This window comes from Rhizobium sp. B21/90 (assembly GCF_019355815.1).
GTDB classification, from domain to species: Bacteria; Pseudomonadota; Alphaproteobacteria; order Rhizobiales; family Rhizobiaceae; genus Rhizobium; species Rhizobium rhododendri.
Map to the genome: position 1 here is coordinate 1,798,268 of NZ_CP072162.1, position 16,748 is coordinate 1,815,015.

The 16,748-nt window shown below is 61.4% G+C and carries 15 protein-coding genes and 1 other RNA gene; 8 read left to right on the forward strand and 8 right to left on the reverse strand.

The features are described 5' to 3' along the window. The first annotated feature begins 33 nt into the window (after window positions 1-33). Window positions 34-3,930, forward strand: a complete 3,897-nt coding sequence (locus J5278_RS08540) for an AsmA family protein (protein ID WP_209184034.1) — start codon at window positions 34-36, stop codon at window positions 3,928-3,930. A 23-nt stretch (window positions 3,931-3,953) separates the two neighbouring features. Here J5278_RS08540 and J5278_RS08545 read toward each other — a convergent pair whose 3' ends face one another. The 4 genes from J5278_RS08545 to ssrA form a co-directional block, all read right to left on the reverse strand. Continuing rightward, window positions 3,954-4,175 (reverse strand): ribbon-helix-helix domain-containing protein, encoded by a 222-nt coding sequence (locus J5278_RS08545; RefSeq protein ID WP_209184033.1) that lies wholly within the window; start codon window positions 4,173-4,175, stop codon window positions 3,954-3,956. 86 nt (window positions 4,176-4,261) lie between these two features. Further along, the gene (locus J5278_RS08550) at window positions 4,262-4,456 is read right to left on the reverse strand and encodes a DUF4169 family protein (RefSeq protein ID WP_142823157.1); all 195 of its coding nucleotides are present in this window, start codon (window positions 4,454-4,456) and stop codon (window positions 4,262-4,264) included. 37 nt (window positions 4,457-4,493) lie between these two features. Then, window positions 4,494-5,000: an SspB family protein gene (locus J5278_RS08555; protein ID WP_142823604.1), complete on the reverse strand. Its 507-nt coding sequence runs from the start codon at window positions 4,998-5,000 to the stop codon at window positions 4,494-4,496. A 118-nt stretch (window positions 5,001-5,118) separates the two neighbouring features. Continuing rightward, window positions 5,119-5,479: a transfer-messenger RNA gene (gene ssrA, locus J5278_RS08560) on the reverse strand. Window positions 5,480-5,611: 132 nt separating this feature from the next. Here ssrA and J5278_RS08565 point away from each other — a divergent pair. After that, window positions 5,612-6,547 (forward strand): thymidylate synthase, encoded by a 936-nt coding sequence (locus J5278_RS08565; protein WP_209184032.1) that lies wholly within the window; start codon window positions 5,612-5,614, stop codon window positions 6,545-6,547. A 21-nt stretch (window positions 6,548-6,568) separates the two neighbouring features. On the opposite strand, the gene nhaA is transcribed toward J5278_RS08565, so the two are convergent. Continuing rightward, the gene (gene nhaA, locus J5278_RS08570) at window positions 6,569-7,783 is read right to left on the reverse strand and encodes a Na+/H+ antiporter NhaA (protein WP_209184031.1); all 1,215 of its coding nucleotides are present in this window, start codon (window positions 7,781-7,783) and stop codon (window positions 6,569-6,571) included. Window positions 7,784-8,035: 252 nt separating this feature from the next. On the opposite strand from nhaA, the gene J5278_RS08575 reads away from it, so the two are divergent. Continuing rightward, the gene (locus tag J5278_RS08575) at window positions 8,036-8,401 is read left to right on the forward strand and encodes a cytochrome c family protein (protein ID WP_247749108.1); all 366 of its coding nucleotides are present in this window, start codon (window positions 8,036-8,038) and stop codon (window positions 8,399-8,401) included. Window positions 8,402-8,460: 59 nt separating this feature from the next. On the opposite strand, the gene yghU is transcribed toward J5278_RS08575, so the two are convergent. Continuing rightward, window positions 8,461-9,330: a glutathione-dependent disulfide-bond oxidoreductase gene (gene yghU, locus J5278_RS08580; protein ID WP_111222893.1), complete on the reverse strand. Its 870-nt coding sequence runs from the start codon at window positions 9,328-9,330 to the stop codon at window positions 8,461-8,463. Between the two features lie 225 nt (window positions 9,331-9,555). Here yghU and J5278_RS08585 point away from each other — a divergent pair, with 225 nt between their 5' ends. The 4 genes from J5278_RS08585 to J5278_RS08600 all read left to right on the forward strand — a co-directional run bounded on the left by J5278_RS08585 (window position 9,556) and on the right by J5278_RS08600 (window position 14,339). Further along, complete coding sequence (locus J5278_RS08585; RefSeq protein ID WP_209184030.1) at window positions 9,556-10,068, forward strand: dihydrofolate reductase; 513 nt, start codon at window positions 9,556-9,558, stop codon at window positions 10,066-10,068. 239 nt (window positions 10,069-10,307) lie between these two features. Continuing rightward, window positions 10,308-11,429, forward strand: coding sequence for an FtsH protease activity modulator HflK (gene hflK / locus J5278_RS08590; RefSeq protein WP_209184029.1), 1,122 nt, complete (start codon window positions 10,308-10,310; stop codon window positions 11,427-11,429). A gap of 1 nt (window position 11,430) precedes the next feature. Then, a complete protein-coding gene (hflC, locus tag J5278_RS08595; RefSeq protein ID WP_209184028.1) occupies window positions 11,431-12,402 on the forward strand; it encodes a protease modulator HflC in 972 nt (323 codons plus the stop codon). A 209-nt stretch (window positions 12,403-12,611) separates the two neighbouring features. Next, window positions 12,612-14,339 carry a Do family serine endopeptidase gene (locus J5278_RS08600; protein ID WP_209184027.1) on the forward strand — a complete coding sequence of 576 codons (1,728 nt, stop codon included), beginning with the start codon at window positions 12,612-12,614 and terminating at the stop codon, window positions 14,337-14,339. 3 nt (window positions 14,340-14,342) lie between these two features. On the opposite strand, the gene J5278_RS08605 is transcribed toward J5278_RS08600, so the two are convergent. Together J5278_RS08605 and serB are read right to left on the reverse strand one after the other, a co-directional pair. Next, window positions 14,343-14,912 carry a GNAT family N-acetyltransferase gene (locus J5278_RS08605; RefSeq protein ID WP_209184026.1) on the reverse strand — a complete coding sequence of 190 codons (570 nt, stop codon included), beginning with the start codon at window positions 14,910-14,912 and terminating at the stop codon, window positions 14,343-14,345. Window positions 14,913-14,960: 48 nt separating this feature from the next. Continuing rightward, window positions 14,961-15,851: a phosphoserine phosphatase SerB gene (gene serB / locus J5278_RS08610; protein ID WP_209184136.1), complete on the reverse strand. Its 891-nt coding sequence runs from the start codon at window positions 15,849-15,851 to the stop codon at window positions 14,961-14,963. Between serB and miaA the strand changes: the two genes are divergently transcribed. After that, the gene (gene miaA, locus J5278_RS08615) at window positions 15,850-16,743 is read left to right on the forward strand and encodes a tRNA (adenosine(37)-N6)-dimethylallyltransferase MiaA (RefSeq protein WP_374108264.1); all 894 of its coding nucleotides are present in this window, start codon (window positions 15,850-15,852) and stop codon (window positions 16,741-16,743) included. The two genes, serB and miaA, sit on opposite strands and share 2 nt — an antisense overlap. The last annotated feature ends 5 nt before the right edge of the window (window positions 16,744-16,748 follow it).

A 16,748-nucleotide genomic window follows, 5' to 3' on the forward strand; every position in this document is an offset into this window, starting at 1 on the left:
CGTGACGGGCATGAGGAATGGAGATTCAACGCGTTGTTAGGCAAGGTCCTGGTCTTTCTGGGTGGCGTTCTGGTGGTGGTGCTGTTCGTGGCGCTGCTGGCGCCGCTCTTCATCGACTGGACCGGATTCCGGCAAAGTTTCGAGGAACAGGCCAGCCGCATCATCGGCAAGAAGGTCACCGTTCATGGTTCCGTCGATGCCCGCCTGCTGCCGTTTCCCTCAGTCACGCTGCATGACGTTCGCGTCGGGCAAGAGCCGGACGGGACGCCGATTGTGCAGATTTCAGAATTTGCGATGGATGCCGAGCTTGCGCCTTTCCTGTCTGGCGAGGCGCTGATCTTCGACATGCGCATCTCCCAGCCGAAAGTCCGCCTCCGGCTGCTGAAGGATGGTACGCTGGACTGGATGCGCGGCAGCCAGTCGGAAATACCGGCGAAATCCGTGGTGCTCGAAAACGTCCATGTGGATGGCGGCTCGGTCGAGTTCATCGACGAGCAATCCGGGCGCACGCGACATATTACCGATCTCAATGCAGAGATGTCCGCGAAATCGCTGGCCGGCCCGTGGCGGGTCGAAGGCGAGGCGGCGCTCGATGGCGAGCAGGGAAAGTTCACAATCGCCAGCAGCCAGCCGGATGACGACGGCGTGCTTAAGGTCCGCACGCGCCTGGTGCCGCAAAGCCACCCGGTCAGCATCGATCTCGATGGCGAATTGAAGCTGGTGGCGAGCAAGCCCGATTACCTCGGTACCTTCTCGGCCGGCATCGAAACCCGGCAGGCGCGCAAGGTATCGGGCGACGCCAAATCGAGCGAGCCGCGGGCCAAGGGCAAGTTCGAACTCACTAACGACCGCATTCGTATTCCCGAATACCGCCTGGAGCTCGGTGCTTCCGACGACCCTTATGTCATCACCGGCGAGGCAACGCTCGATACCGGGCCAAAGCCGGAGTTCCTGCTGACGGCGGACGGACAGCAGATCGACGTCAACCGGCTCGGAAATCAGGGCAGCGAAGGCAAGACGACGCGCAACCCCGCAGTTTCCGCGCGGCAAAGGCTGAGCAACCTCATTGCCATCGCCGCTGAGATACCGGTGCCGCAGGTGCCGGGCAAGGCAACGGTACGCCTGCCGGCAATCGTTGCCGGCGACACGACATTGCGCGACGTGCAGCTCGATCTCGAACCGGCGGGCGCCGGCTGGACTGTCGACAAGGCAGTCGGCACGCTCCCCGGCCGCACGCAGGTTGAAGCCAAGGGCAAGTTGCTGCTGCAAGGCGACCCGAACTTCACTGGCAACCTGCTGGTGGCCTCCAGCCAGCCTTCGGGGCTCGCCACTTGGCTGTCTGGCACCGTCGATCCGTCCATTCGCGAGTTGAAGGCCGCCGGCTTTTCCGCCGACGTCAACCTGACCCATTTGCGGCAGCGTTTCGACAACCTCGAGATTGCCATCGGCGAAGCGACGCTGAAAGGGCGGCTGGATCGCCAGCTGCCGGAAAACCAGGCGCCGACGCTGGCTGTCGATCTCAATGGCGATTCCCTCGATCTCGACGCGCTGCGCGCCCTGACCGGCCTGTTTACCGGACAGGAACCGGGTGAAAACATTCTCGATCACAAGATCAACGCCCATCTGAAAGCAGACAAGTTCTCCGCCTTCGGCATCGCCGCCAGCGATGTCGAGACCACGTTCGGCATTGCCGATGGAGCATTGAAGCTTGACAAGTTGTTCGTGCGCGACGTTGCCGGCGCAGAGATTACCGCCACCGGGCGCGCGTCAGGCTCTCTGCTCGAATACAAGGGATCGGGCGAAATCACCTTCAAGGCTGCCGATCCGACCTTGTTCTTTACGATGCTCAGTCAGCACCTGCCACATCACCCGGTTGTCGACCGCCTGGTACGCAATGGTGCATGGTATGGCAATACGGCCCTTCGCGGTGCGCTGACGCTGGGCGGGGACCAGGGCAACGGGCTGGCACTGACGCTGGCCGGCGTTTCCAACGGCAGCCGCGTCAACCTCGACTACCGCATGTCCGACCTTCTGGCGCTGACCGGCAAGGGTACGACGACGCTTGAGGCGACGCTTGAGAATTCGGTCACTTCGATCCTGTTCGGCCAGGCGGGCCTCGATCCGCTGCCCGTCGATGCCGATGCCAACGGACGCCTGACTCTGAAGGTGTCGGCGACCGATAACGACCCGGCCGATGCGGCCCTGACATTTGCCACGGACAAGACGTCGTTTACTGCCAACGGCAAGGTCGATGTCCGGCCGGCGACGTTCCTCAACGGGACGATGGCGCTGTCGATGGAGAGCGCCGATCTCGATCCGTATCTGGTCATGAACGGCATCGGCATGCCGCAGATGGGCACCGGCCTGCCGGCGAAACTCCAGACCACCGCGACGATCGATTCGGACAAGGTGGCGTTCTCCGACATCAAGGGACAATTCGCCAGCAACGGCGTGACCGGCAAGCTGGCCTTCGACCGCAAGGCACCCAACATCAAGGCGAGCGGCGACATTGCCATGACGGAAGCCGATCTCGAGTGGCTCGGAGAGGCCATCTTCGGCCCGATGACGGACCCGGCCGATGGCAGCCTGACGAGAGCCAAGCTGGGACTGCCGATGTTTACCGGCACCGACATCAACATAAAACTGTCGGCTAAGCAGATGTGGCCCGGCATTTTCGGTCCCGTATCCGATTTCACCACCAACATGTCCTACAAGGGCGATGCCCTGCAGTTCAACGACATGGCGGGCAAATGGAGCGGTGGAACGATCGGCGGTCGCCTGCTGCTTGCCAACAATGATGGCAATGCCTTGCTGCAGACGAAGATCGATCTCGGCAACCCCGATCTGGCCGTCATCGGCTGGCAGCGCGACGGCGCCCCTGTGGCGACCGGTCGGGCAGGGCTCTCGCTTAACATGGAGGCAAGCGGCAAGAGCGTCAGCGACCTCGCGGCCTCGGCGAGCGGCTCCGGACAGGTGATGCTCGGCGAAACGCGTATTCGTGGCCTCAATCTCGGCATCCTGCCATCGCTGCTGTCGGCCACCGACCAGATCCAGGGCGCCGTGACCGCCGACAAGGTGGAGCCGATCGTCCAGACGCTGCTGAACAACGGCGATGCGGTGTTGAAGCCGCTGACGATGCCGCTCAATATTTCGGGCGGACGGGTGCGGATCGACAATGTCGTTGCCATGACCGATACGGCGCAACTGACCGGCAATGCCGATATTAACCTGTCCGACGAGACCATCCGCGGTGCGCTCGCCATTTCGCTCAATGCCGGCGCCGATGCTGTCAGTGGTGCCGATCCGGCGCTGCGTCTTGGCTTCACCGGTCCGCTGGCAACACCGACCCGCAGCGTCGATTCCAGCGCTGTCACCAGCTTCCTGTCGTTGCGGGCTTTCGAGCGCGAACGACGCCGGGTCGAGCGGCTGCAATCTGGTGTGCTGGAAAAGCAGCGGTTGAGGCGCGAGGTGGCGCTCACGAAATTCGCAGCCACCGAGCGCGATATCAAGCGCCAGCAGGATGCAGTCATCGAGGAGCAGCGCAAGGCCGAGGAGGAGCGCCTGAGAATGCTGGCCGAACAGGCTGAGACACAACGACAGGCGGAGGCGGCAACGAAGGCGAAGCTGCAGGCGGAAGCCGATGCCGCCGCCAAGGCTGAAGCCGACGCTGCGGCCAAGGCACAGGCCGAAGCGCAGGCGCAGGCGGAAGAAAAGGCGAAGGCCGATGCCGCCGTAAAGGCCAAGATCGAAGCGGCAACGAAGGCACGTGCTGAGGCCTTGGCGAAATTTCAGGCAAACGAGGCGGCACGGGCTGAAGCTGAGGCCAAGGCAAAAGCCGATGCCGAACAGAAAGCCAAATCGCAGCAGCAGCCACCTTTACCGGCGCCGCTGACTGTTCCGGATTTTTCCACTCCACCGCAAAAGTTCTGATCAGGCGGGGCAGTCGCCGGTCGTCACTCTTTTCTGGTAGCATCCTTCAGCCATTGAAGGACATGGAGCCTCAGTGCTGACGACAGGTTGCTTTCCGGAGATCTCCTATCGTCGATTTCAGCGATAAGTGCGGCCTGCGACAGGCCACGTGCATTGGCAATCAGCTTCAGTTCGTCCCAGAAACCATCCTCCAGCGTGAAGCTGGTGCGGTGGCCATGGAGCGTGGCGGAGTGTTTGCGGATCATGATGGCCTGGTGGACGCTTTTTCGGAAACGACTGTAAATCGATCGACCTGACGTATTTGACTGCGTGGACCCGCCAAGCTTGCGGCTTATTTGTCAGTCGACGGCTGCTCGATATGTCCGTCGTCCAGCGCCTTGCTAGCCTTGTCGTTGAGCGTTGTCGTCAGCTTCTTTTCGCTCTTGGTGCGGCCGAAAGTGATGCGGTTCTGCTCGGCCTGCTTCTCCTTGTCGGAGCGTGCCTGCTGCTTTCGAAACTGTTTCAGGTTGACGATCTCTGCAGTCATCGATCCGCTCCCCAACGCATCGCCTGAAGCCTTGATTTCACTGTTTCTTGCGGAATGCATCCAGCGACACGACGGAGCCGGGCTTCTTCGGCTCGCTTTCGTTGGTGGCGATGTGCTCGACCGGTGTATCCGTATTGACGGGATATGCGGTGATCTCGCCGCTCGGCAATTCTTCCTCGTCGCTGAGAGGCACGTCGAATTCGAGCTCGAAATTCACCGACGGGTCATAGAAACCGCGGATGGCGTTGAAAGGCACCACCAGCTTTTCCGGTACGTCCGAGAACGACAGGCCGATCTCGAAATGGGTCTCGGTGATCTTCAGTTCCCAGAACTGGTGCTGGATGACGATGGTCATCTGTTCCGGATATTTCGACTTCAGATGCTGGGAGATGCGAACGCCAGCGGCGCCGGTCAGGAAGGTGATGAAGAAGTGGTGGTCGCCGGGCAGGCGGCCGGTCGTACCGACCTCGGTCAGAACCTTACGGATAACTCCGCGCAGAGCGTCCTGTGCCAGAATATCGTAGCGGATATGATCCTGCCCCATGCTTTCCCGTCTTTCGTTGGCCGTCTTCAAGGCTCTATGCCACAGCAGGCGGATTCGGAAAACCCCCGACGCGCGAGTCATGTCGACCGACCATACATGATTTCCGAAAAAGGGAGAAGGTGGAGGTTTCTGTTGCCAGGTACCTCCGAACCCCGCCTTAAGGTGCGAACCTTCAGGACTTGATTTGAAGTGTCACACTGCGATTAAGCAGCGAGACGAGCTTCCGCATAGTTGGTGTTTGCAACTACAGATTTAGTCCGATAACGGTGGTACAATGCCGGGCAAAAAGTAGATCTTTACACCCTTGTCGATCCTGTTTCGCCCCCATCAAAAGCCGATCATCTCTGGCCGGTTTTTGGTGGAGGCGCCGGGTACCGCCCCCGGGTCCAATAGGTTTATTACATCGCTCATTTATTGCCATAGCCGGTCCGAAAACCGGCAATACGGATATAGTGTCTTCTCGTGCCCGAGGGAAGAGCTCGTGGCAAAATTGCTTGGCATTTTCTCGATCGGCGTCGAAACTGGGGGAGAAGCGAGTCCCGACTGCCGACACGGCTTGGTTTTGAGGCGCCGCGACGGTACGAAACTGGCGACGTAAAAGGATTTCTCATATGGCCCGGCACCCTGAATACCAATACCTGGATCTGCTGGAACATCTTTTGGAAAAAGGCGACCGCCGTATCGACAGGACCGGCGTTGGCACCTTGTCGACGTTCGGCGCGATGATGCGCTTCGACCTCTCCGATGGAAGTTTCCCGGTCTACACCACCAAGCGGGTGTTCTGGAAAACGGCCGTCAAGGAAATGCTGTGGTTCCTGACCGGGCAGACCAACATCCAGTCGCTGCTGCGCGAAAACGTCCGGATCTGGACCGACTGGCCGCTCGACAAATATCGCAAGGCAACAGGCGAAGACATTTCGCAGGAGGCTTTCGAGGAGCGCGTGCTCGGCGACGATGCGTTTGCACAGGAGTGGGGCGATCTCGGGCCTGTCTACGGCAAGCAATGGCGGCGGTGGCTAGATGCGGACGGTCAGGAACACGACCAGATCGCGGCCGTCATCCAGACACTGAAGTCGAATCCCTCCAGCCGGCGCATGCTGTTCCACGCCTGGAACGTCGGTGAACTGGACCGGATGGCGCTCAGCCCATGCCATATGACGTACCAGTTCTATGTCAGCAATATCGCAGACGAGGGCGCCCCTGCGGGGTCGGGCAAGAAAGGCAAGCTTTCGCTGCTGGTCGGCCAGCGCTCCTGTGACGTCGGCCTCGGCAATCCATTCAATCTCGCCCAGCAGGCGGCCCTGGTTCACATGGTGGCCCAGCAGGTGGACATGACGCCGGGCGAACTGATCTGGGTCGGAGGAGATGTGCACCTCTATCTCAACCACGTCGATCTGGCCCGCACGATCCTCAGTCGCGAGCCACGGCCGTTTCCGAAGCTCCGCCTGTTGCGCCATCCAGACAGTATCGACGACTATCGCATCGAGGACTTCGAGGTCAGCGGCTATGATCCGCATCCGGCCATCGAGGCCCCGGTCGCGGTTTAGCGACCGGGCACGGCTTAGGGATCAGTCGCTTGCCGGCCTGTCCGGCTGGGTATCGTTGCCGCCGGTGGTCTTGAGGAGGATCGCGCCGACAATTGCAGACAAGAACGAGCCGAGCAGGACGCCGAGCTTGGTTTCATCCTGCAGCATGGGGTCCGAGGCAAAGGCCAGCAGGCCGATGAACAGGCTCATGGTGAAACCGATGCCGCAGAGAAGGGCGACGCCGTAGAGTTGCAGCCAGGTCGCGTGCCTTGGCAATTCCGCCCAACCCATGCGGATGACGGCGGCTGAGAACGCGAAGACGCCAAGCTGCTTGCCGACGAACAGGCCTGTCGCCACCCCGAGCGGGACGGGATCGACGAAAGCACCGAGCGACAGTCCGGCAAAGGAAACGCCGGCATTGGCAAACCCGAAAATCGGCACAATCAGGAAATTGACCCAGGGCTGTATGCCGTGCTCCAGTGTCAGCAGCGGGGAGACTTCCGTATCTGTTTTACTCGCGATAGCCCTCAGCGGAATGGTGAAGGCGAGGGCGACACCGGCGAGCGTCGCATGAATGCCCGACTGCAGCGTCAGAAACCAAAGGATTGCGCCCAGCACCAGGTAAGGCAGCAGGCGTGTCACGCCGGCGCGGTTGAGTGCTACGAGCGCGAGCAGCGTCACGGCAGCGCCGCCGAGTGCATAGACATTGAGGTCGCCGGTATAGAACACGGCAATGATCAGCACGGCGCCGAGATCGTCGATGATTGCGAGGGCCGTCAGGAAAACGCGCAGCGATGTCGGGACTGCCGGCCCGAGCAGTGACAGCACGCCGAGAGCGAAGGCGATATCGGTGGCAGACGGGATAGCCCAGCCCTTCGGATGCCCGGCTTCTCCGAGGTTGAACGAGAGATAGATGAGGGCGGGCACCAGCATGCCGCCAATCGCTGCGACACCGGGCAGGATCCGGCGCGACCAGGTCGACAACTGGCCGTCGAGAACTTCCCGCTTGATTTCCATGCCGACCATCAGGAAGAATATCGCCATCAGGCCATCGTTGACCCAATGAAGTATCGAAAGACCTCCGACGTAGAGATGCAGGGTGTCCGCATACACAGAATAGAGGGGCGAGTTGGCGACGGCCAGCGCCACCACTGCGGACACCATGAGAACAATGCCGCCTGCGGACGAACTTTGCAGGAAATGCCGCACGAACGACATCGGCCGAATTGGAAATTTCGATTTCTTTGCTGTTTTCATTCTGCTGTTTTGGACTATCCAGGCGTGCAAATCCAGACGAAACCGGCACTTTCGATATCGCCACGCTTAGCCCAGCTCTGAAAGCGCGTTTCAGGCGTTTTGTCGCCGGGTCTTCGAAACCACCGGTGCTGCGACTATAAAGCCAAGCGATTTTCAGCCTGCAACGGCGTATCACGTTCCGCTGCAACCGGCTGTCGAGGAGATCAGAGCGAAATGGAATGCCTCAGACATTTGATTTTGCGGAAGATGCCGATGGCGGCTTTTACCGTCGCTATGATGATCGGCGGAGCGACGGGGGTGTCGGCTGAGGATCTTGCGCATGGCAAGAAAGTCTTCCAGCTCTGTACGCAATGCCATGTTGTGGACCGCGAGAGGAACGGCTTCGGTCCCTATCTGAAGGGCGTCGTCGGCAGGCCTGCCGGGGCCGTTGCCGGCTACCGGTATTCCAAGGCCATGAGCGATGCCGGTGCTGCCGGACTGGTGTGGGACGAGGCAGCGCTTTCGGCGTTTCTATTCAGCCCGAAGAAGAAAGTCCCGGGCACGACCATGCCATTCTGGGGATTGTGGAGCGACAGCGAGATCAAGGACGTCATTGCCTATCTGCGCGCCAACCCGTGATGGGAACGGCCCCGAAAGCCGGGGCCGCATGTGGGCGGTAAGAAACTGCCTCTGACTGTTTACGACGGATTCTTGTCCTGTGTCTTCGTGTCGAAATCGGCGGCATCGTGGCGCTCATGCAACTGGCTCGACGGTTCTCCAAACACGCGATTGACCATGCGGCCGCGCTGGACTGCGGGGCGTTCGCCGATCAGGTCGGTCCAACGCTGCAGGTTCTTGTATTCCTGGACCTGCAGGAACTCGGCTGCTTCATACAGCCAGCCCTTGGCCAGCGCACCGTACCAGGGCCAGACCGCGATATCGGCGATGGTGTAGTCCGAGCCGGCCAGATATTCGTTGTCGGCAAGCCGGCGGTCGAGGACGTCCAGCTGGCGTTTCGTTTCCATCGTGAAGCGGTTAATCGGGTATTCCATCTTTGTCGGTGCGTAGGCGTAAAAGTGACCGAAGCCGCCGCCGAGATAGGGGGCGCTGCCCATCTGCCAGAACAGCCAGGACATGCATTCCGTACGGATCGGCTGTTCCGTCGGCAGGAAGGCGCCGAATTTTTCGGCGAGATAAAACAGGATCGAGCCTGATTCGAAGACGCGCACCGGTGTCGGTCCGCTGCGATCCATCAGGGCCGGGATCTTGGAATTCGGATTGATGTCGACGAAGTCGCTGCCGAACTGGTCGCCTTCGTTAATGCGGATCAGCCAGGCATCGTATTCAGCCCCTTCGTGGCCGAGGGCCAGCAGTTCCTCGAGCATGACCGTCACCTTGACACCGTTGGGTGTCGCCAGGGAATAGAGCTGCAGGGGATGCTTGCCAACGGGGAGGGCTTTTTCGTGGGTGGCTCCGGCGATAGGCCGGTTGATATTGGCAAACCGCCCGCCGCTTGCCTTGTCCCATGTCCAGACGCTTGCGGGCTTGTATTCGGTGTTCTCTGTCATCGGTTAACTCCAGTCGGGATTGCCGGTTTTTGCTTGAGGCAAGGACCAAATGGTATGCTGCATTTCGCAGGCAAGGTCCACTTGTGCGATGCGGTCGCGGGACGGCTCCCCCGCTCGAGCCTTTTTGTGGCACCGATGATTATGGTGCGGTAAGAACGGGCGGGAAGGCCGACCGCGCCAAGATGGGTGCCGGCGCTGCCGAGGGATTGAAGGGATGCAGGTTCCATGTCGGACATAAGACAGGTCATCATCGTCGCGATTTCGCGAAACAGCATCATCGGCAGGGATGGCGCCATGCCATGGCGGTTATCCACCGACCTCAAGCGCTTCAAGGCGCTGACGTCGGGAAAGCCGGTCATCATGGGCCGCAAGACGTTCCAGTCGATTGGCAAGCCGCTGCCGGGAAGGCCGAACTTCATCGTTACCCGCGACCCCACTTTCGCTCCTGAAGACGTTACGGTCGTGAACTCGCTGCAGGACGCGATTGCGCAGGCTTCCGAAAAGGCGAGGCTCGATGGCGTGGATGAAATCTGCGTCATCGGTGGCGGAGAGATCTATCGCCAGGCGATGGAGACTGCCGAACGCATGTATGTGACGCACATCGAGACAGAGGTTGAGGGAGACACATCCTTCCCGGCGATCGACCCGGCGGTATGGGAGGAAGAGGCCGAGTTGGCAGTCCCCGCTGGCGAGCGAGACAGCTTTGCAACGCGCTTCGTGACGTATCGTCGCCGGTGAAAGTCGCGCGGATCACAGGCGTGGTTCTGCCTGCTTCAAGGTTTGCAACGGCTTTGCCGCGAAACACGCGAAACTGCATTTAAGCTCCAAAAATCAACTATTTTTCCAATTATGCCGCCCAACTTCCAGAGGTTGCGTTGAAAGCGACACCGCCGATACCTATAACGAGGGCATCGTTGCTGCCGCGGGGAACCAGGGCCGGACAACGTGTCAAGAATTCCACGAACGATGAGGTTTTAATGCCCTGGAGTAATCAGAATGGCGGCGGTCCCTGGGGCGGCGGTGGCAGCGGCGGCGGTAATGGTGGCGGTGGCGACAAGCCAGGCCCCTGGGGCAAGGGTCCCAACCGTCCGCGCGGCAACGGCGGGGGCGGTCCTCCCGATCTGGAAGACATCATCCGACGCGGCCAGGAGCGCCTGCGGGGGATCATTCCAGGCGGTTTCAACAGCGGTATTTTCCTGATTGTTGCTGCGGTCGTCGTTGTTTTCTGGCTTATCCAGTGCATTTACACCGTCCAGCCGGACGAGCGAGGCGTCGAACTGCGCTTTGGCAAGCCCAAAGAGGAAGTCTCGCTTCCCGGTCTTCATTTCCACTTTTGGCCGATGGACCAGATCAACATCGTCAAGGTCACTGAACAGCTGCAGAGCATCGGTGGACGCGGCAGTGCCAATTCCACATCCGGCCTGATGCTGTCGGGCGACCAGAACATCCTGAATGTACAGTTTACGGTGCTGTTCACGGTGAGCGACCCCAAGGCCTATCTGTTCAATCTCGAAAATCCGGCAGAAACCCTGCAGCAGGTTTCCGAGAGCGCTATGCGTGAAGTCGTCGGCCGTCGTCCGGCACAGGATGCGTTCCGCGACAACCGTCAGCCGATCGCCAGCGAAGTCCAGAACATCATCCAGGGCACAATGGACCGCTACGGCTCGGGTATCGCCATCAACCGCGTCAACATCGAGGATGTCGCTCCGCCTCGTGAAGTCGCCGATGCCTTCGAAGAAGTGCAGCGTGCCGACCAGGACAAGCAGCGCCTCGTCGAAGAAGCTAACCAGTACGCCAACCAGAAGCTCGGTGGCGCACGTGGCCAGGCGGCGCAGAACCGCGAAGAAGCGGCTGCCTACAAGGACCGTGTCGTCAAGGAAGCCGAGGGTGAGGCCCAGCGCTTCGTGTCGGTCTACGAGCAGTACGTCAAGGCGCCCGATGTCACCCGAGAACGCCTGTTCCTTGAAACGATGGAATCCGTCTTGAAGAATTCGAACAAGGTCATCATCGACCAGAAGCAGGGCGTGTTGCCCTATCTGCCGCTGAACGGGATCGGCAAGGTCGTTCCGCCGGCTGCCGCGACAGAGGGGGGTAAGTAACATGTCCTCCAGTCGTCTTCCGGCGATCGTCATCGCCCTCGTCGTCCTCCTGTTCATCGTCTATTCGTCGGTGTTCGTCGTCAACGCCCGCGAGCAGGCCGTTCTGGTCCGCTTCGGCCAGATCCAGTCGGTGAAGTCCGAGCCAGGCATCTATTTCAAGCTGCCTTTCGCCTTTGCTGACGCCGACCGCGTCCAGTATGTCTCCAAGCAGGCCTTGCGCTTCGATCTGGACAACATCCGCGTCCAGGTTAAGGGCGGCGCCACCTTCGATGTCGATGCCTTCGTGGTCTACCGCATCGCCGATGCCCGCAAGTTCCGCGAAACCGTGTCGGGCGACCGCACGGCAGCCGAATCGCAGCTTCGTACCCGCTTCGACGCCTCGCTGCGTCGGGTCTACGGTCTGCGCGAATTTGATGCCGCTCTTTCGGACGAGCGCGTATCGATGATGCTCGAAGTTCGCAACGACCTGCACAAGGATGCGGAAACGCTCGGTCTCCAGATCGATGACGTCCGCATCCGGCGCACCGACCTGACGCAGGACGTGTCGCAGAAGACTTACGACCGCATGCGCGCAGAGCGCCTGGCGGAAGCAGAACTGCTGCGCGCCGAAGGCACCGAAGAGGGCCAGCGTCGCCGGGCTGTCGCCGACCGCCAGGTCGTCGAGATCGTTGCCGAAGCCAGCAAGGATTCGGAAGTCCTGCGCGGTCAGGGCGAAGCCGAGCGGGCACGGATCTTTGCCGATGCCTTCTCGCGCGATCCTGCCTTCTTCCAGTTCTACCGGTCGATGGCCGCCTACACGACAGCGCTGGGCTCGGGGACGACGACGATGGTGTTGTCGCCGACATCGGATTTCTTCCGGTATTTCCAAAACCCGAACGGCACGCCGCCTGCACCGCAGCCAGGCGCACCCGCCCTGGCCGCGCCGTCGGCCAGCGCGCCTCTCGCCCTGCCGGGAGCGCCAGCCGTCAACTGACGCTGTCTCGCACTCAAGATCGCAATCATGTCGGGCCATCCCTAGGATGGCCCGATTTTTTTGTGCCCGCCGACCACCGGCAAGCGCCCGCTGTCTCCGGCCTTTGTCATCACGGGCGGGGATTAGCGAAAAAGGCGATTCCACCCTTCATCATTCCGCCCTATGCTGATGCTGTAATAAACGACCTGACCCTTTGATGAGGATGCCTGATGGCTTCGACCGCTTGCCCGACCCTTCGACGTTCGCTTGCCCTGATGGCTGGCGCGGCCCTTGTCGCCGGCTCCACCTTCAATGGCTTCGAACGGGCTTATGCGGAAGGCACGACGAATGTCCTCTCGGGCGTGCCGGGCACCATGCCGGCCACTCCCGCGCCGCCGAACGCCACGACCCCGCCGACGCCGTCAGGTCCGTTGCCGGTGCCACCGGCAGGATCTGCGGCGCCTGCCGCTCCCCGCCCACAGATGGCAGGACCTGCCTCGGTTGCCGATCTCGCAGCCGGGTTGCTTGATGCGGTCGTCAACATCTCGACCTCGCAGAAGGTCAAGGGCGAGGGCAACGTGTCGACGCCGAAGATGCCGGACGGGTCGCCTTTCCAGGATCTGTTCAACGACTTCTTCAAGGATAAGCCCGGGCAGAGCAACAATCACAAGGTCAGTTCCCTAGGCTCCGGCTTCGTCATCGATCCGAAAGGCTATGTCGTCACCAACAACCACGTGATCGAAGGCGCCGACGATATCGAGGTGATCTTTCCGGATGGCACCAAGCTGAAGGCAAAGCTTGTCGGCACCGACACCAAGACCGATCTTTCCGTCCTCAAGGTCGAGCCGAAGCAGCCGTTGAAGTCGGTTCACTTCGGTGATTCCAGCCAGATGCGCATCGGCGACTGGGTGATGGCCGTCGGCAATCCCTTTGGTCTTGGCGGCTCGGTGACGGTCGGTATTGTTTCGGCGCGGGGCCGCAACATCAATGCAGGCCCCTACGACAATTTCATCCAGACGGACGCCGCGATCAACAAGGGCAATTCCGGCGGCCCGCTGTTCAACATGCGCGGCGAAGTGATCGGCATCAACACGGCGATCATCTCTCCGAGCGGCGGTTCCATCGGCATCGGCTTCTCCGTGCCGTCCGAAATCGCCGAGGGTGTCGTCAAGCAGTTGATGGATTTTGGAGAGACGCGTCGCGGCTGGTTGGGGGTGCGTATCCAGCCTGTGACCGACGATGTGTCGGAGAGCCTCGGACTGCCGTCCGCCAAGGGCGCTCTGGTGGCGGGTGTCATCAAGGGCGGCCCGGTCGACAACGGCTCGATCCTTGCGGGCGACGTCATTCTCAATTTCGACGGTAAAGCCGTCAACGAAATGCGCGACCTGCCGCGCGTCGTCGCCGAAAGCCCGGTCGGCAAGGCCGTCGATGTCGTGGTGATGCGTGCCGGCAAGCAGCAGACGGTCAAGGTGACGCTTGGCAAGCTTGACGACACTGCCGCTGCTGCCGACGACAAAGCGGCTGCGCCGGATGCGGCGCCCGGCGGCTCCAATGGCAATGGCGTCATTAACCCCGATGGCGACGGCGCTGGCGATGACGACGGGATGGACGATCAGGAAGACCAGGGCGACGCCGCACCGGCTCCGAACGCCGATACAGTCCAGACCGTGCTCGGTATACAACTGGCCGGCCTCAACGCGGACAACCGCAAGACCTTCGGTATTGCAGACAGCGTCGACGGTGTCGTCGTGATGCAGGTGGCGCCGGGATCGCCGGCCCTCGAAAAGGGCCTGAAGCCCGGCGACGTGATCGTCGAGGTGGCGCAGGAGTTCATGAAGACTCCGGGCTCGATCGCGGCCAAGGTCACGTCCCTGAAAAAGGAAGGCCGTCGTAACGCGCAGATGATGATCGCGGCGCCCAACGGCGACCTGCGCTTCATTGCCGTGCCGCTGGAGTAGGGCTTAGGCCGCACTCCCCGCGTCGCGCCATTGGTCCGCCGTCAGCCGGTAGAGCACGGTACGTTTCAGCTCCGGCCTGCTGTCTGGGACGCGGCGATGATCGAAGTCGCCGTTCATATCCCGGTGCATGCCGATGCGTCGCATGACTGCGGTCGAGCGGTGGTTGTTATGGACGGCGAAGGAGACGACCTCGTCGAGGTGTAGGGTCTCGAAGCCGTGACGGAGCAGGGCAGTTGCCGCCTCGCTGATGAAACCCTGTCCCCAGAACCGCACCGGCAGACGCCAGCCGATTTCGACCGTTCCGAGCGGAATGAACGGTTCTAGGTCGGTGCGGGCAAGGCCGCAAAAACCGATCGTTTCGCCGGTCGCCTTGCTTTCGAGCGCATAGAAGCCGAGGCCTGTTTCCGCAATCAGGGTCTTCAGATGGTCGAAGAAAGCATCCGCGCTCGCCCGATCCCGGCGGAAGGGAAAGAACTTCATGACCGTCTCGTCGGAGTTGATCTCGAAGAAAAGATCACGGTCGGGTTCGCGCCAGTTGCGAATGATCAGGCGGTCGGTTTCGAGAATGATCATGGCCAAAGTTCCATCCGTCTCTTTAAGTCTCGAAATGCGTTTGGCGATTCAGGCGTCGACAAAATCCGTTTTGCGGTAGCCCTGGATATAGAGGAGCGCGGTGAGGTCGGCGTGGTCTATGCGCATTTTTGCTTCAGCCGCGACGGCGGGTTTTGCATGCAGGGCGACGCCGGAGCCGGCGAGCTCCAGCATGCCGAGATCGTTGGCTCCGTCGCCGACCGCAATCGCGGCCTCGGTGGAGATGCCGAGGGTGGCCGCGATTTCGGTGAGGGCATCGACCTTCGCCTGCCTGCCGAGGATCGGCTCGGCGACGAAGCCGGTGAGCACGCCATTGTCTTCCAGCAGCACGTTGGCGCGGTCTTCATTAAAGCCGAGAGTGGCGCCGATGCGGCTGGTGAAGACCGTAAAGCCGCCCGAGACGAGCGCGGTATAGAAGCCCTTCGCCTTCATGGTGGCGATCAGTTGCGGGCCTCCTGGTGTCAGGGTGATGCGCCTGGCGATCACTTCGTCGACGACCGAGATCGGCAATCCCTTCAGCAGCGCGACGCGGGCGCGCAGGGCGGGTTCGAAGTCGATCTCGCCGTTCATGGCCTGCGCGGTGATGGCCGCGACCTGATCCTTGAGGCCGACTTCGGCTGCCAGCTCGTCGATGCATTCCTGGGCGATCATCGTTGAATCCATGTCGGCCACCAGCAGCTTCTTGCGTCGGGTCTCGGCATCCTGGATGACGAGATCGATGGGTGCGCTGCCTAGTACGGTCCTGAGGCTTGTCTCGGCCGCCTGCAGGTTGGTGCCGTCCCGGAGGGCGATGTCGCAGGCTATGCCATCCGCCAGCCAGTACAGTCCCGATGCTTTCACCGCATCGGCCGCCTGCTCCGCGAGGCGGGAGACAAGAACGGGGTTTGACGGATTGGCAATAAGCGTGGCAACGAAGGCCATGATGGGAAACCCTGTGAACGACATCGACGCGATCCTGATAACCGGGCCGACCGCCAGCGGCAAGTCCGGCATGGCCGTGGAGCTTGCCAGCCTGCACGACGGCGTGGTGATCAATGCCGACAGCATGCAGGTCTACGACACGCTGCGGATCCTCACCGCGCGCCCGTCCATCGAGGATACGAAGGGCATTCCCCACCATCTTTACGGTCACGTCCCGGCGAGGGATGCCTATTCGACCGGGATGTGGCTGAGGCAGATTTCGGAGCTTTTGGCAGAACTCCGCCAAGAGCGCCGCATGCCGGTCATCGTCGGCGGAACCGGGCTCTATTTCAAGGCTTTGACAGGCGGACTTTCTCCTATGCCGGAAATCCCGGCCGAACTCCGTGAGGGTCTGCGCCAGCGGCTGATCGATGAGGGGGCGGAACCGCTCTACCGCGAACTGGCGCAGCGCGACCCGGCGATGGCGGCTACCCTCAAGCCGCAGGACGGGCAGCGCATCGTCAGGGCGCTCGAAGTAAAACAGGCAACAGGGCAGTCGCTTGCCGCGCTACAGGGGCTTGCCGGACCCGTCATCATCGACCCCGCCCGCGCCCGCAAGATCGTCGTAATGCCCGAGCGGCAGCTGCTGCACGCGCGCATCGACCGCCGGTTCGAGGCGATGCTTGCTGATGGTGCGGAGAAAGAGGTAGCCGATCTGCTGGCGCTCGGCCTTTCGCCGCAGCAGCCCGTCATGAAGGCTATCGGCGTCTCGCAGATTGCTGCGATGTTACGCGGCGAAATCGGGCGCGAGGAGGTCATCGAACTCGGTTCGGCCGCGACCCGGCAATATGCGAAGCGGCAGATGACATGGTTTCGCAACCAGATGGATGAAAGCTGGGAGCGGATCGGCTGAAATCG

What these genes read in the sequence shown, in the direction of transcription:
- J5278_RS08545 (WP_209184033.1), bottom strand. Translation starts at nt 4,175, where the DNA reads ATGATCCGCAAACACTCCGCCACGCTCCATGGCCACCGCACCAGCTTC.
- J5278_RS08550 (WP_142823157.1), bottom strand. Translation starts at nt 4,456, where the DNA reads ATGACTGCAGAGATCGTCAACCTGAAACAGTTTCGAAAGCAGCAGGCA.
- J5278_RS08555 (WP_142823604.1), bottom strand. Translation starts at nt 5,000, where the DNA reads ATGGGGCAGGATCATATCCGCTACGATATTCTGGCACAGGACGCTCTG.
- J5278_RS08565 (WP_209184032.1), top strand. Translation starts at nt 5,612, where the DNA reads ATGGCCCGGCACCCTGAATACCAATACCTGGATCTGCTGGAACATCTT.
- nhaA (WP_209184031.1), bottom strand. Translation starts at nt 7,783, where the DNA reads ATGAAAACAGCAAAGAAATCGAAATTTCCAATTCGGCCGATGTCGTTC.
- J5278_RS08575 (WP_247749108.1), top strand. Translation starts at nt 8,036, where the DNA reads ATGGCGGCTTTTACCGTCGCTATGATGATCGGCGGAGCGACGGGGGTG.
- yghU (WP_111222893.1), bottom strand. Translation starts at nt 9,330, where the DNA reads ATGACAGAGAACACCGAATACAAGCCCGCAAGCGTCTGGACATGGGAC.
- J5278_RS08585 (WP_209184030.1), top strand. Translation starts at nt 9,556, where the DNA reads ATGTCGGACATAAGACAGGTCATCATCGTCGCGATTTCGCGAAACAGC.
- hflK (WP_209184029.1), top strand. Translation starts at nt 10,308, where the DNA reads ATGCCCTGGAGTAATCAGAATGGCGGCGGTCCCTGGGGCGGCGGTGGC.
- hflC (WP_209184028.1), top strand. Translation starts at nt 11,431, where the DNA reads ATGTCCTCCAGTCGTCTTCCGGCGATCGTCATCGCCCTCGTCGTCCTC.
- J5278_RS08600 (WP_209184027.1), top strand. Translation starts at nt 12,612, where the DNA reads ATGGCTTCGACCGCTTGCCCGACCCTTCGACGTTCGCTTGCCCTGATG.
- J5278_RS08605 (WP_209184026.1), bottom strand. Translation starts at nt 14,912, where the DNA reads ATGATCATTCTCGAAACCGACCGCCTGATCATTCGCAACTGGCGCGAA.
- miaA (WP_374108264.1), top strand. Translation starts at nt 15,850, where the DNA reads ATGATGGGAAACCCTGTGAACGACATCGACGCGATCCTGATAACCGGG.
- serB (WP_209184136.1), bottom strand. Translation starts at nt 15,851, where the DNA reads ATGGCCTTCGTTGCCACGCTTATTGCCAATCCGTCAAACCCCGTTCTT.